Here is a 15,791-nt window from a genome sequence, read left to right as displayed (position 1 = left end):
TTAAATTTATTTACTTAACTTTAAGATACTTTTTTAATTCTTTTTATTTTTTAAATAAAATTATTGCTCTTATGAAAATAATTCTTACACTTTTATGCTTAAGCTTTTACCTCCCACTTTTATCTCAAAGTAATTTAAAAACTGATTTCAATGATATTGAAGAAAAAGTTATAAAATGGAGAAGATACTTTCATGAAAATCCAGAATTATCTAATCGTGAATTTAATACAGCAAAAACAATTGCAAAACATTTAAAAGATCTTGGCTTAGAAGTTACAACTGGAGTTGCTAAAACAGGTGTTGTTGGTATTTTAAAGGGAAATGAAGATGGCAAAGTTTTAGCTTTAAGAGCCGATATAGATGCATTGCCTGTAACAGAAAGAACGAATTTACCGTTTAAATCTGAAGTAAAAACAACTTTTTTAGGTAAAGATGTTGGTGTTATGCATGCTTGCGGACACGATACTCACATTGCTATTTTAATGGGAGTGGCAGAAATTTTATCTAAAAACAAAGACAAAATTAAAGGTACTGTGAAATTTATATTTCAACCAGCAGAAGAAGGTGCTCCCGAAGGTGAAGAAGGTGGTGCAGAACTTATGGTAAAAGAAAATGTTTTAAAAAACCCAGATGTTGATGCTATTTTTGGTTTACATATTTCAGCAGGAAATGATGTAGGAACTATCAGTTACAAACCAGGAGGTATTATGGCAGCATCTCAATCTTTTAAGGTAAATGTGAAAGGGAAGCAATCGCATGGTTCAAGACCTTGGGGAGGTATAGATCCAATTATGATTTCTGCTAAAATTATTGATGCATTACAAACTATAATTAGTAGAGAGGCTGAATTAACAAATGAGGCCGCAGTTATTACTGTCGGTAAAATTGATTCTGGCGTAAGAAGCAATATTATTCCTGAAAGTGCTGAAATGATTGGCACTATAAGAACCTTAGATTACGATATGCAAAAACAGATTAATGAAAGAATGAAAGAAATGGTTCCTGCAATAGCAAAAGCTTACAGGGCTGAGGCCACTATTGAAATAGAAAAAGGTTACCCTATTACATATAATAACCCTGAATTAACCGCACAAATGCTACCTACATTACAAAAAGTGGCAGGAGAAAGTAATGTATTACTCACCAAAGCAGTTACAGGAGCCGAAGATTTTTCGTTTTTTGCTAAAGAAGTACCTGGATTATATTTTTTCTTAGGAGGAAAACCCGTTGATGTTCCTTCAGAGAAAGCCGCCCCACACCATACTCCTGATTTTTATATAGATGAAAGTGGCTTATTATTAGGAGTAAAAACTTTTATTGAGTTAACATTTGATTATTTAAATAATTAATCTCCTTTTTCTCTACCAGTCATGGCAGACAACAAACCTTGTTTAGTATTTAACCATATATAATTAAATACAGATTTGTTTTTTTCTCGTATAATATTTTCGGCTTTACCGTAACGGAAATTATCGGAGTTATCGTTAGTGTTTTTTAACACAAATAAATTAACTAAGCCAGATAATAACTTACGTTTTTCTTTGCCATTTTCTTTTAAAACAGATACTTCAAAGTTATTGTACTTAATTTTTAAATCTGTATTCGAAATATTGTTATTACCATATACAGAAAAATAAGTTTGCTGCAACTCCCCCTTTAGTTTCACTTTTAAATTTGGCTCAATGAATTGATTTATTTTTGAAGCATTTAAGTTTTTTATATCAGCCTTAAACACAAAAGCATCAGTAGTGTCTGCAACTTTAAAATGCCAATCAACATGACAAACAGATTCTTGCATAAACAATGCATCAACCTCAATACTTAGCGGTTTCAGGGTATTTACATTTCCTAAATTATTTATTTGCGCATTTAAATTATCAAATCTAATAGTTCCAGGTGTTTTATTATCGTTATTAACTTTTTCAAAATAAGTTATTTGTCCGTCGCTAATTTTTAAGTCATCAATATTTAAATTAAAGTTTAAATCTCGCAAAAGCTTTGAGTGCAAAGGTTTTGTTTTAAAATCGTCTGGCAATAATTTATTTCTAAACACTTCAACTTTAGGCGTATTAATTTCACTTGTTTTTGCAGACAAACCAAAACCTTTATTAAACTTTAAATCTAATTCACTCAATAATATTTCATTAAAATTTGCTTTAATATGATCGCGTTCCTTATTTAAAATTGACGATAATTGCGTTTTAGAATATTTAGTATTTAAACCTACATTGTGTAATATTATTTTATTATTTGATATATTAAATTCTGATACATTCAAGTTTTCAAACTCATTAACGGCAAAAAACATTTCACTCCCTTGTAAAACAAAATTTTGATAATTAACATTCGAATCATCAATTTCAAACTCTTTAGCAGTTGAATTTAAACTAGAAACGCTAAAAATTATAGAATCATTTTCAACATTTTTTACTAATACGTTAGCATCATTTAAATAAATATGATTAATTAAAAAATTGTTTTTTAAATACTTTGATGACTCACTCCCATAATCATTTTCTTTTAAATATGAATCATATAGTATTTTGGATACTGAGTTATTAATACCAATGGTTTCAATGTCTATTTTTTTATCCCAAAAATATTTCCATAAGCTAAACCCTTCTAATTTAAACTGTTTGGCTTCAGTTTCTAATAAATTTTCATTTGTATTTTGACCTTTAACAACAATTATTGGATGTTGTATGTAAAAACTACCAAACCAAATATTCGTGCTTACATCTTCATAAGTTACTTCAATATGGCTAGGTAATTCAGATATAGTAGTTTTTATTTTATTCGAAATAATAAAATTTAAAATAATTGTGATAATTGTAATTAACCCTATAAAACCAGCTAAAAAAAGTGATGTTTTTTTAAAATTTAATTGCATTTTATAAAGATATGTTTTCGTTTCTTGGGGAACAATTTATTTTAAAATATCTTTACTTTTTAAAGAAAGAAAAATGACAGTTATTTTAGATTTTTTATCAAGCATTTCTTGGTGGGCATGGGTTTTAATAATACTGATTATTGTTGCAATTCGCGATATTTTTATTCAACGCTCTCATACTATTAGTCATAATTTCCCCATTGTAGGGCACTTTAGGTATTGGTTGGAAAGTATTGGTCCTGAACTTAGACAATATTTAGTTGCCAACAACCGAGAAGAACTGCCTTTTAACAGAATAGAACGTGGTTGGATTTATGCTTCTGCAAAAAAAGAAAATAATTATGAGGGCTTTGGTACAGATCGCGACATTTACGCACATCAGCACATTTTTATTAACAACGCTATGTTCCCGTTTAAAATTGATAAAAAGCATCCAAATGCTTTAGACAAGTCTTTTTTACCCTGTGCAAAAGTTATGGGTGAGTTTAACAAACGTAAAAAACCTTACAGACCAGCTTCAATAATTAATGTATCTGCTATGAGTTTTGGTTCGTTATCTGCAAAAGCCATAGAATCGTTAAACAAAGGTGTTGCTATAGCTGATGCATACCACAACACTGGAGAAGGCGGCTTATCTCCGTACCATAGCAATGGCGGCGATGTGGTTTTTCACATTGGTACAGGTTATTTTGGTGTTAGAGCTGATGATGGAAGTTTTTCTTTAGAAAAATTAAAGACATTAGTTGAAAAAAATCCGTTTATACGAGCTATTGAAGTAAAATTATCACAAGGTGCAAAACCCGGTAAAGGTGGTGTTTTACCTGCTAGTAAAATAACAAAAGAAATATCTGAAATACGCCATGTCCCTATGGGGCAAGATGTACTTTCGCCTCCAAATCATTCTGCTTTTTCTAATGTAAAAGAAATGGTTGATTTTATAGAGCTAATTGCCGAAGAAACTGGTTTACCTGTTGGTATAAAAGCAGCTATTGGGAAACTAAACCAATGGAAGGAATTAGCCGATTTAATGAAAAAAACAGGTAAAGGACCCGATTTTATTACAGTTGATGGTGGTGAAGGTGGTACAGGTGCTGCACCTCCAAGTTTTGCCGACCACGTATCGTTACCTTGGGTTTATGGTTTTGGCGATTTATATAAAGTGTTTAAAGAAAGAGGCCTAACCGAGCGCATTGTATTTATTGGTAGTGGTAAATTAGGTTTTCCTGGAAAAGCTGCCATGGCATTTGCTATGGGTACAGATTGTATAAATGTTGCTAGAGAAGCCATGATGAGTATTGGTTGTATACAGGCGCAAGTTTGCCATACAAACAGATGTCCTGCTGGAGTAGCAACACAAAGCAAATGGCTACAAAAAGGTATTGATATACCTTTAAAATCTGAAAGGCTAGCGCAATATTTTACAACTTTTAAAAAAGAATTTCTTGAAATTACGCATGCCGCAGGATACGAACACCCTTGCCAGTTTACTATGGATGATATTGAGGTAAATGTAGACGACCATAACTTATCGAAACAATTAAGCGGAACTTACCAATATAATAAAGTGCCAGTACCTTTTAATTCTATGCAAGATTTAAAAGATTGTATACATTTAGGCGGAATTAAAAAAAATAACAAATAACATAATGACAGATCGAATAATAGACTTAGCCCTATATTGCATACCTACAATTGTTACAGGTTTAATTGCTTACTATTTTTTTAAAACACACACACAAAACGAAGATGGACGACGTAGATTTTTATTAAAAAAAGATTTACAAGTAAATGCTTTACCAACACGTTTGCAGGCTTACGAACGTATGGTGCTTTTTTTAGAACGCATTTCTCCATCTAAATTAATGATAAGAATAAATCCATTAAGCGACGATAAAAATGCTTACGAAAGCCTATTAATTCAAAATATAGAACAAGAGTTTGAACATAACTTATCTCAGCAAATATACATGAGCGATCGCTGTTGGAATGTTATAACTACATCAAAAAACGCAACTATACAATTAATAAGAAAAGCAAGTATGCAAGAGAAAACAGATACTGCAAATAAATTACGTGAGGTTATTTTAAATGAAATGATGGAACGTAAATCGCCTAGTAGTACTGCATTGTCTTTTTTAAAAGATGAAATTTCTGAGATTTGGTAATTAATCTCTAAGCTCATTAGAACTTGAGTTGCTAAATTTATCTTTTGCATAATCATAACCTTGCTGCCACCATTCTTTCATTAATTTTTTATTAAAAATTAATGCATTTTCGGTTAAACGTGATGGTGTATAATATAGGTTTAGTTGTACGTTTTTGTTTTTGGCTGCAAGTTTGCCAATTACAATATCGCTACGTTCAACTTGATCTAGCAAATGGCCAAATAAATTAATTAGTAATGAAAATGGATTTTTACCCATTATTTTATTGTAAACAAGCTTTTCAGTATCCAAAATAATCGCATCAACCTCTGTTGCGCCGCGCAAAATGGCTTCGCGTATTGGTACAACACAACCTAAGCCACCATCTGCATAAGCAAAACCGTTTCGTTTAACCAAAGACATAAAAGGTATGTAATTACATGAAATCCAAATCCAGTCGCAAAACTCTTCATAGCTATAATCGTTTATAGACTTATATTCCACACAATTCTTAGAAAGGTTTGATACAGTAACTACAACATCCTCTTTATTTCGTTTAATTAAATCATAATCTGCCTCTGTAAAATACTTTTTTATATGCCTTTTTAAAGCTTTACTTTCGCCAAAAGTGCGTTTCATTTTAATAAATTGCCAAAGAGAGTTTACAAAATCTATAGAAACAAACTGTCGATCGCCTTTTTTTCGAATAACAAAAGGGTTCACGCTAAAAATATCACTTTGCTTAACATTAGTATAAACATGGTGTATTTTATCGATTTCTCCAGCAGCCAGATGAGGAATTAACAAACTGCCTGTTGATGTGCCCAAAAACATATCGTAATTTTTACCTTTTTCTTTTATTAAATATTCGGCTACACCCCCTGCATAAGCGCCTTTACTACCTCCACCAGAAATTACTAATGCTTTCATTTAGTTTTTTGTTAAAAAAGTTTTTGCAAATTTAGATAATTGCCAGCTATGATGTTTTTTTGCATCCTCTAAATTTTGTTTACAAGCAGTTTCGCAAGCTTGAATTAGGTTTAAATATTTAAATGCCATTATTCTAGTTTCTGCATCAAATTTATTACTTGAATAAGCTGTTAATTCTTTTAGATAGTTTTCCTTTTCGTTATTTCTAAAATTATCCGTTACCAAAGCTAATGTCAACCATAATTGTCTTATATTTTTATTACTAAAACCGATAATATGTTCTGTTTTTTCAAGATATTTAGAGCGATTTAGAGGGAAATTAGTCCATAAATTAAATAAAGCTTCTTCAATGGTTTGATAAGATTCATCATTTAACAATTCTTCATATTCAGATTGTAATCGAGGTGGAATTTTAGTTACAAAACGTGCTATAGCTTGACGTACTTTTAATGGGTTTTTAAAATCTTCAATGGTAATTTTATCTGGAATTTGATAAATCACTTTTATTTTTGCTTCATCGGATATCCAAGATTGTAAATATTCTTTACATTTTGAGCTATAAACCTCACAATCTACCATAAGGTACTCATTTATATAAGTCGATTTTTTTAAGCTTAGTAAAGCATCATCATAATTAAAGGTTTCAGCCATTAACCAAGTTTCTACAAACTCCGATAAATCAGTTTTGCTATATTTTTCAACTTCAGTTACAAAATCATTGGTTTCAACATTTTCAAATTTGTGTTTCTTCAAATAATTTTTTAATGCTTTTTTAAAAGGCTTATCTCCTACTTTTTCTCGTAAGGCATGCAGTACCCAAGCACCGCGTTTGTAAAATGTAGTACTACTCGCTTTTGGATTTAGTAAAGATGTTCCTGCTCCTGCTTTATCTTGCTCGTATAATTCTTGCGCATATTCGCAAAGTTGCCAGTAATAATGGTTTTCTCCAAACACATCTTTCTCCGCCAATAAAGAATAATACGTAGCAAAACCTTCTTGCAACCAATGGTGTGTTCCCGAGGTTTCGGTAACTAAATCGCCAAACCACTGGTGTGCAAGTTCGTGTGCATTTACATTAACGTAGTTTTTATCTACAAAACCCACATTATCAACCATAAAAGCATCAGAAAAAATAGTACAGCTTGTATTTTCCATACCGGCATACAAAAAATCTTTTACAGGAACTTGTTTATAGTTTTGCCAAGGATAAGCAACTCCAATTTCATCTTCAAGAAAATCGAACATTTGTTTTGTGTAGCGGTATGTTGGCTCTACTTTTGAAGAATCCTCGGGATAATAATACATTTCTAGTGGAATTCCGCTTTTCGCTATTTCAACTTTTTTCTTGTACTTACCAATAGCTAGTGCAACTAAATAGCTGCTCATGGGTTTGCGCATGTCGTAATGCCAAGTGGTTTTGTTAAGATGATCTTCTTTTCCTATTAATTTTCCATTAGCAATAACTTGATAATATTTATAGAAGGTGATATTTAAATCGAACTCTATTTTATCGTTCATATCGTCAATACTTGGTAGCCAATTACTGGTGTATTTACCTTGTCCTTGCGTCCAAATTTGTGGACTTATATTTGTCATACTGAGCGCAGTCGAAGTATCACAATCTATGAAATACATAGCTTTTTTAGGTGAAGTTTCCCAAACTATTTCTAGTTTGTGTCTTGTTTTTGCTTTGAATTTATGTTTTACAATAAGATGTTTACCATCGTATAAATGGCCTTCAATAGCATCATTTAAAATATATTTAATTTCTGAAAAATTTTGAGCATCTAAAAAAATAGAATCGGTGTCTTTTAATATTTTCAACTCGTAAATCGCTTTTCCTTTTACTTCTTTATTTTGAAGGTTGCCAAAGGCAATTGAAGCTCTGCAAGATTTAAAATCAACGTAATCAGTTTGTTGCGAAAAACCAAACCAACAAAAGCATCCAAAAACAAAATACAGTACATTTTTCATAACATTACTTCATCAAGTATAAGACCAAAATAGCACTTTTAATCTTAAACGAAATAACTTAAATTCGCTTTTATGTCTGTTAACCTTCAAACACCCATAGATTATTTAAAAGGCGTTGGGCCTAGTCGAGCTACTTTGCTAAAAAGCGAATTGGGAATTTACACTTATCAAGATTTAATTAACTTATTTCCAAACAGATATATTGACAGAACACGTTATTACAAGATTAATGAGCTGCAACAAACCAATGCCGATGTACAAATTATTGGAAAAATTACAGGGTTCAAAGAAGTAGCTCAAAAACGTGGTAAACGACTTGTCGCTAATTTTCAAGACGACACAGGTGTTATGGAATTGGTTTGGTTTCGTGGCCAAAAATGGATTCGAGACAACCTTAAAACCAACAAACCTTATGTTGCTTTTGGTAAAGTAAATTGGTTTAGCGGTAAATTTAACATGGCGCATCCAGAGTTAGAGTTGCAAGAAGAACATGAAAAAAACATTCGTTCGGCTATGCAACCTATTTATCCTTCAACAGAAAAGTTATCAAATAAAGGCATTACCAATAAAGTGGTGAACAAAATAATGCAACAACTTTTTATTGAAACCAAAGGCCGTTTTGTTGAAACTTTATCGCAGCCTATTTTAAATGAATTGAAGTTAATTAATAAATCTGAAGCCCTTTTTAACATTCATTTTCCTAAGAGTACCGAGCTACTTCATAAAGCACAATTTCGATTAAAATTTGAAGAATTATTTTACATACAGTTACAATTAATCATTAAAAATTTAATTCATAAAAAGAAAATTAAAGGGTTGCCATTCGAAAAAGTTGGCAACTATTTTAATACCTTTTTTAATGAGTATTTACCCTTTAATTTAACCAATGCACAAAAGCGTGTTTTAAAAGAAATTCGTGCCGATTTAGGTAGTCAAGCCCAAATGAACCGACTTTTACAAGGCGATGTGGGTTCTGGCAAAACCATAGTCGCGCTAATGTCAATGCTCATGGCGCTTGACAACGATTACCAAGCCTGTTTAATGGCGCCAACTGAAATTTTGTCAGTTCAACATTATAACGGATTGCAGGAATATTGTAAAAAACTGAATATCAACATAGAAATACTTACTGGTTCAACTAAAACTTCAAAACGAAGAATAATTCATGAAAGTCTTGAAAATGGCGAATTACAAATATTAATTGGCACTCATGCCTTGCTTGAAGACAAAGTGAAATTTAAAAATTTAGGGCTGGCTATTGTTGATGAACAACATCGATTTGGTGTAGCACAACGAAGCAAATTATGGAAAAAAGGGCCAACAAGCCCTCCTCAATCCTCCCATGAGGAAGAAGCAAAAAATGAAGTGGGCTATATTCCTCCTCACATTTTAGTGATGACCGCAACTCCAATTCCACGAACACTAGCTATGTCTGTTTATGGTGATTTAGATATTTCAATAATCGATGAATTGCCTCCGGGGCGTAAACCAATTAAAACCGTACATCGCTATGATAAAAACAGGCTTAATGTTTTCCGATTTATTCGAGATGAAATTAAAAAAGGCCGACAAGTGTATGTTGTATATCCATTAATTCAAGAAAGCGAAAAAATGGATTACAAAGATTTAATGGATGGTTACGAAAGTATTTCTAGAGATTTCCCCATGCCGGAATATCAAATTTCTATTGTTCACGGGCAAATGAAACCCGACGATAAAGAATACGAAATGCAACGTTTTATAAAAGGCGAGACACAAATTATGGTGGCAACAACCGTTATTGAAGTTGGTGTTAACGTGCCAAATGCTTCGGTTATGATAATTGAAAGCGCCGAACGTTTTGGTTTGTCGCAGCTACACCAATTACGCGGACGTGTTGGTCGTGGCGCAGAACAGAGTTATTGTATTTTAATGACTGGACATAAACTTAGCAACGATAGTAAAACCCGTTTAGAAACTATGGTACGCACCAACGATGGTTTTGAAATTGCCGAAGCCGATTTAAAACTACGCGGTCCTGGAGATTTAATGGGCACACAACAAAGTGGTGTTTTAAACCTTAGGATTGCAGATATTGTAAAAGATAATGCTATTTTAAACAGTGCTAGATATTACGCCAAACAAACGTTACAAAACGACAATAACTTATCTGCTCCAGAAAATCAAGTCATTTTAAACACTTATAAACAACTCGCTAAGTTTAAAAACATTTGGAATTACATAAGTTAAAAGCCCAATTAAATCAAATTAATTGAGCTAAGTAACTGATGGTTTGATGATTGATGAAACTTATAATGTAAAAATATTCTAAAAAGTCTTCGAGCTTGTTACATTTTTGTTAAACTAAAGTAACACTCTGTTAAATAACTCGTTATAATGAAGCAAACGTTACGTGTTTAAACTTGTTAAGTAATTGCTTAAATTTGCAACTTCAATAAAAGCGGTTTAGTAAAAAGAATGATTCATATTCACGAAAAAACATTACAAGATTTAGAATTCCCCAAAGTTTTACAACAGGTAAGCGAACATTGTATTACCGAATTAGGCCATGTTAAAGCGCTGGAAATTTCACCTTATAAAACTAAAGAAGAACTGTTTTTTTCGTTAAATCTAACCAACGAATATGTCGCATCATTTACCAACGAAAACCGCATACCAAATCATGGTTTCGATGATATTACAAAAGAGCTTAAGCTTTTAAAAATTGAAAACACTTATTTAGAAGTACATAGCTTAAAAAAAATTGTAGCCATATCAACCACAGCAAACGAAATTGTTGTATTCTTAAAAAAGTTCGAAGAGTATTATCCAACACTTTGCGCTTTTGCTTCTCATATTGAGGTTACAAAACTTATTATTGAAAAAATAAACAGTATTGTAGACCGTTTTGGCGAAATTAAAAACAATGCTTCTGCACTTTTAGAACAGTTAAGGCAAGCTATAAACATTATAAAAGGTAAAATTAATGCGAGTTTTACCTCGGCATTAACAACCTATAATAATTTAGATTATTTAGATGATATTCGCGAAACTGTTGTTGAAAACCGACGTGTTTTAGCCGTAAAAGCCATGTATCGTCGTAAGGTAAAAGGCTCCATAATGGGCAGTAGTAAAACAGGAAGTATTGTTTATATTGAACCAGAAACTACATTACAACACACCAGAGAATTAAGCAATTTAGAATACGAAGAAAAAGAAGAAATTATTCGTATTTTAAAAGAAGTCACCAATTATATTCGTCCGTTTTTACCGCTTTTAAAAGATTATCAAGTCTTTTTAATTGAACTTGACGTAATTTCCGCGAAAGCGAAATACGCCCAATCTTTAAACGCTATTTTACCGCATTTTTCGGGAGATAAAAGTATGTTTTTACGCGATGCTTACCATCCGCTACTCTATTTAAATAACTTAAAGAAAAAGGAAGTTACTTATCCGCAAACTATAACGTTAAAAGCTGATAGCCGCATTATTGTAATTTCCGGACCAAATGCCGGAGGAAAAAGTATCACCCTAAAAACCATAGGCTTACTTCAAGCCATGTTGCAAAGTGGCATGTTAATTCCGGTACACGAGCGTAGTTCGGCGTATATTTTTGATAGAATTTTGAGTGATATTGGCGATAATCAATCCATTGAAAACCATTTAAGTACTTACAGTTACAGGTTAAAACAAATGAATTATTTTTTGCGTAAATGCAACAAAAACACATTGTTTTTAATTGATGAGTTTGGTACAGGTAGTGATCCTGAATTGGGTGGCGCTTTAGCCGAAACTTTTCTGGAGGAATTTTACCATCGGGAAGCATTTGGCATAATAACAACCCACTACTCTAACCTTAAAATTTTAGCCAACGAATTACCACACATGTTAAACGCTAATATGTTATTCGATGAGCGTACTTTAGAGCCTTTGTTTAAATTGGTTATTGGTCAAGCCGGAAGTAGTTTTACGTTTGAAGTCGCCCAGAAAAACGGTATTCCGTATAGTTTAATTAATCGAGCTAAAAAGAAGATAGAACGCAGCAAAGTACGCTTTGATGCTACAATTGCTAAGCTTCAAAAAGAACGATCGAGGCTTCAAAAAACAGGAGAATCGTTAAAAGCTAACGAGAAAAAGAAAAGTGAAGAAGCCGATAAACTTGAAGAAATTAACGGCAAAATTCAGAAGAAATTAGAAAGCTATCAAGAATTATACGATAGCAATCAACGTTTAATTTACTTAGGACAAAAAATTGACGATTTAGCCGAAAAATATTTCAACAACAAACAAAAACGCGAGTTAATGGGCGAGCTTTTTAAACTGGTTCAAATTGAAAACTCTAAGCGTAAACGTAAAACAGCAAAGCAAAAAAAGGTTGAAAAAGCTAAAGAGCAAAAAATAAAACAAGAAGTTGAAAAAAAGGTTGAAGTCATACGAACCAAAAAGAAAAAGGAAAAAGAACTTAAGGCTAAACAACCACCAAAGCCAAAACCTACTTTAAAAGTTGGCGATCGTGTACGTCTAGAAGATGGCCGATCGGTTGGCTCGATTGATAAAATAGAAAAAAATAAAGCTGTAGTAAACTACGGCATGTTCACCACAAATGTTAGCATCGATCAATTAGAATTAGTTGAAGCTAAAAAATAAATTTAGTATATTGTAAATAAAATGAAATTGATTACCAACTACACACTAAGCCTGCTAATCTGCTTTTTATTTAATTGCAGTTCTTCGGAAAATATTACTGAAGAAGAAGACATTATAATGGAAGAAGAAATAGATGATTCTGGAGAGGATGATGACGAAACTAACAATGATGATGAGGCCCAAAATATAATTTGGAAAAACTGGTATTTATCTGTACCGATAAATCGAGGCGATGGTAGTGCAACTTCTATTTTTTATGAAGCTATTGAAAACGATAACTTAACAACCGCCCAAAAAGAATATTTTTATAAAAATGATGATGGCAGCTACACCTTGTATACCAAATTTACAGGTTATACAACGTCTGGCGAGTCTGAGTTAGGTGATAAATATTGCAGGACAGAACTTCGTGAATATTGGCAAGGAAACCAAACTACTACCGATAATTGGTCTATGACAACCGGAACTCATATTTTAGAAACCACTATGAAGATCGATTTCGTAGAAGGAAACGGAAGAACCATTATCGCCCAAATACACGGAAAGGAATCTACAGGTATTTCAGGAAATCCGGCCACAGTAAAAATTAGATGGAACAGCGGAACAATTCAGCTTGACTATTACACAAAACCCGACGCTGGCGAGGCATGGACAAGTGCTTTCGACGATAAAATTGATGTTGCCAATGTTGGAAATGATATTTTTACTTTTAAAATTAAAATTGAAAATGGTAAGTTTTATTATGCCTTAGTTTGCGAAGCAAAAAGCATTGATATTGATTACACTTTTGTTTACGACTATGTTTCAAATGGCTATGTACACGAAAATTATTTTAAAACAGGAAATTATTTTGGTTGGCACGACGATTATAAAAAAGCATCACAAGTTACGCTTTACAAAGTAGTTACCGAGCATAATTAAAACCTAGTTACAAAATAAAGCAACTAAAAACCATATACAATTAAAACTAATCAGATACTTTATTAAGCTGAATTACCATCATAAAATAAATGATTAAAATTCCAGAAAATAAAAAATTAATACTTTTTGATGGTGTTTGTAACCTTTGCGATAGTTCTGTGCAATACGTTATTAAGCATGATAAAAAAAATATGTTTTTATTTACTGCCTTACAAAGTGATATTGGAAAACAAATCATAAAAAAGTTTAACATAGACACCAAAAAAACAGATTCCATTTTACTTTACACTCCAAATAAGAGTATAGAGTATAAAAGTACAGCAGCTTTAAAAATTGCATACTATTTAGGCTTTCCTCAAAATGTAATAAGCATTTTTTTAATTATTCCTACATTTATACGTAACGCTGTTTACGATTTTATAGCTAAGAATCGTTACAAATGGTATGGAAAAAAAGAAGCTTGTATGATACCTACGCCTGAATTAAAGGAAAAGTTTCTAGAATAATTTTTATAGCACTACGCTATGTAAGAATAATTCCTTAATTTTCATTTTCAATGCATTAAAAATTACGATGAAAACATTCGGTATTCTCTTTTTATTTATAACCCTCCCATTCAGCTTAAGTGCTCAAAGTAATAATTTACCCCCAAAGCCAAAAGAAGGTGAATGCTATTGCTACAACGTAAATAAAACGCAAAAATGGTTAAAAGTTGATTGCGATTTAACCAAACTTAGCAAAGAAAAAGTAACCGCTTTACAGTACAAATTAAATAACTTGGGTTATAAAATTGAAATAACAGGTTGGATAAACGAAGAAACAAATACTGCATATATTAAAGAAAAAAAACTAGCTAAAAAACGAGCGAGGAAAAACAAATCATAAAAAAGTTTAATATAGCCACCAACAAAACAGATTCCATTTTACTTTACACTCCAAATAAAGGTATTGCAGCTCTAAAAATTGCATACTATTTAGAGTTTCCTAAAATGTAATAAGCATTTTTTTAATTATTCCTACATTTATACGTAACGCTGTTTACGATTTTATAGCTAAGAATCGTTACAAATGGTATGGAAAAAAAGAAGCTTGTATGATACCTACGCCTGAATTGAAAAATAAATTCTTAGATTAATTCTTTATAAACTAACAATTACTCAAGCAATATCATTTTATTAGTAAGTTTCCTTTTTTATTCTAGTTCATAAAACTAAATCTCCCTTACAAACTCAAAAAAGTTGAATGATAATCAAAAACCTGATAGATTAAAATAAATATTGATTATAACAAATTAAGTACCAAAGAAAAAATTGTACTAGACACCAAACTTGTAAATTCAAGATGTAATTTTACTATTAAATTGTATAAGTATAGATATATGAATAGCTAAAAGAAAAGATAATTCACATAACCCTTTGTTTTTATTTTTTCGACAAAGTGCATTTTTTTAATTTCTAAATGTAAAATAAACACTTTAATTTAATTAAAATCCTACAAATCAAATAATTGCTGTGTTTTCAAAATAAATCTAGAACTGTCTAATATTATAAAATCAGTAATTTCAAACTGTTCTTATTATGTTTTTTTATCTGATTGATATTTTATTACGATTTTTAATAAGGAATTTTCATATGTTTGAACCTGAAATAACAACAAAACAACTTATTTATGAAAAATTTATTTTTAACTGCTATAGCAGTTTTATCGTTTTTATCAATCACTGCTCAAGAAGAAGCTATTCGTTTTGGAGCTAAAGCTGGTTTAAATATTGCATCACTTGGTGGAGATATTGAAGATTACGACTCGAAATTAGGCTTCAACATTGGTGCTGTGGCTGAAATACCTGTAGGAGAAAAATTTGCAATTCAACCAGAATTATTATTCTCAACACAAGGAGCAAAATTAGAAGAATCTGGTACTGATTATTCTTATGAGGATAAATTAAAATTAAACTATTTAAATATTCCTGTAATGGCTAAATTTTATGTAGCTGAAGGGTTTAGCATTCAAGCAGGTCCTCAAATTGGATTTCTTGTAAAAGCAGAGAGTGAATATGAAGAAGTTTATAATGGTGAAACATTTAGTGGAGATGAGGATATTAAAGATTATTTAAAATCTGTTGATTTTGGTTTAAATTTTGGTTTAGGTTACCAATTATCTTCAGGAATTTTTATTGATGGTCGTTATAATTTAGGTTTATCAAACATAAATGACCAAGATGATGCTGATGAATTTGAAATTACAAATGGAGTTATTCAATTTTCAGTAGGTTATAAGTTCTAAAAACTAAATAATATATATAAAGT

General features: G+C 31.4%; 12 protein-coding genes. 9 read left to right on the top strand and 3 right to left on the bottom strand.

What is annotated here, in order from left to right; genetic code table 11:
* The first annotated feature begins 71 nt into the window (after nt 1-71).
* On the top strand, nt 72-1,349 hold the full coding sequence (locus LG649_RS01835; protein WP_226540313.1) for an amidohydrolase: 1,278 nt from the start codon (nt 72-74) through the stop codon (nt 1,347-1,349).
* On the opposite strand, the gene LG649_RS01830 is transcribed toward LG649_RS01835, so the two are convergent.
* Nucleotides 1,346-2,890 (bottom strand): hypothetical protein, encoded by a 1,545-nt coding sequence (locus LG649_RS01830; protein ID WP_226540306.1) that lies wholly within the window; start codon nt 2,888-2,890, stop codon nt 1,346-1,348. The genes LG649_RS01835 and LG649_RS01830 overlap by 4 nt on opposite strands.
* 73 nt (nt 2,891-2,963) lie before the next feature.
* Between LG649_RS01830 and LG649_RS01825 the strand changes: the two genes are divergently transcribed.
* Nucleotides 2,964-4,532 (top strand): FMN-binding glutamate synthase family protein, encoded by a 1,569-nt coding sequence (locus LG649_RS01825; RefSeq protein ID WP_226540304.1) that lies wholly within the window; start codon nt 2,964-2,966, stop codon nt 4,530-4,532.
* A 4-nt stretch (nt 4,533-4,536) separates the two neighbouring features.
* The gene (locus tag LG649_RS01820) at nt 4,537-5,055 is read left to right on the top strand and encodes a DUF7935 family protein (protein ID WP_226540302.1); all 519 of its coding nucleotides are present in this window, start codon (nt 4,537-4,539) and stop codon (nt 5,053-5,055) included.
* On the opposite strand, the gene LG649_RS01815 is transcribed toward LG649_RS01820, so the two are convergent.
* Together LG649_RS01815 and LG649_RS01810 are read right to left on the bottom strand one after the other, a co-directional pair.
* Complete coding sequence (locus LG649_RS01815) at nt 5,056-5,964, bottom strand: patatin-like phospholipase family protein (RefSeq protein WP_226540300.1); 909 nt, start codon at nt 5,962-5,964, stop codon at nt 5,056-5,058.
* On the bottom strand, nt 5,965-7,938 hold the full coding sequence (locus LG649_RS01810; protein ID WP_226540298.1) for a M1 family metallopeptidase: 1,974 nt from the start codon (nt 7,936-7,938) through the stop codon (nt 5,965-5,967).
* A 72-nt stretch (nt 7,939-8,010) separates the two neighbouring features.
* Between LG649_RS01810 and recG the strand changes: the two genes are divergently transcribed.
* The 6 genes from recG to LG649_RS01775 all read left to right on the top strand — a co-directional run bounded on the left by recG (nt 8,011) and on the right by LG649_RS01775 (nt 15,768).
* On the top strand, nt 8,011-10,167 hold the full coding sequence (recG, locus tag LG649_RS01805) for an ATP-dependent DNA helicase RecG (RefSeq protein ID WP_226540288.1): 2,157 nt from the start codon (nt 8,011-8,013) through the stop codon (nt 10,165-10,167).
* Between the two features lie 228 nt (nt 10,168-10,395).
* Nucleotides 10,396-12,564, top strand: coding sequence for an endonuclease MutS2 (locus LG649_RS01800; RefSeq protein ID WP_226540286.1), 2,169 nt, complete (start codon nt 10,396-10,398; stop codon nt 12,562-12,564).
* A gap of 21 nt (nt 12,565-12,585) precedes the next feature.
* On the top strand, nt 12,586-13,485 hold the full coding sequence (locus tag LG649_RS01795; protein ID WP_226540285.1) for a polysaccharide lyase family 7 protein: 900 nt from the start codon (nt 12,586-12,588) through the stop codon (nt 13,483-13,485).
* A gap of 89 nt (nt 13,486-13,574) precedes the next feature.
* Nucleotides 13,575-13,991, top strand: a complete 417-nt coding sequence (locus tag LG649_RS01790) for a thiol-disulfide oxidoreductase DCC family protein (protein WP_226540284.1) — start codon at nt 13,575-13,577, stop codon at nt 13,989-13,991.
* A 67-nt stretch (nt 13,992-14,058) separates the two neighbouring features.
* Entirely contained in the window at nt 14,059-14,370 is a 312-nt protein-coding gene (locus LG649_RS01785; RefSeq protein WP_226540283.1) for a hypothetical protein, read from the top strand.
* 783 nt (nt 14,371-15,153) lie between these two features.
* The gene (locus tag LG649_RS01775; RefSeq protein ID WP_226540282.1) at nt 15,154-15,768 is read left to right on the top strand and encodes a porin family protein; all 615 of its coding nucleotides are present in this window, start codon (nt 15,154-15,156) and stop codon (nt 15,766-15,768) included.
* Nucleotides 15,769-15,791 lie beyond the last annotated feature (23 nt).

Source organism: Neotamlana laminarinivorans (genome assembly GCF_020523925.1).
GTDB lineage: Bacteria > Bacteroidota > Bacteroidia > Flavobacteriales > Flavobacteriaceae > Neotamlana > Neotamlana laminarinivorans.
This window is presented reverse-complemented; position numbering and strand designations above follow the sequence as displayed.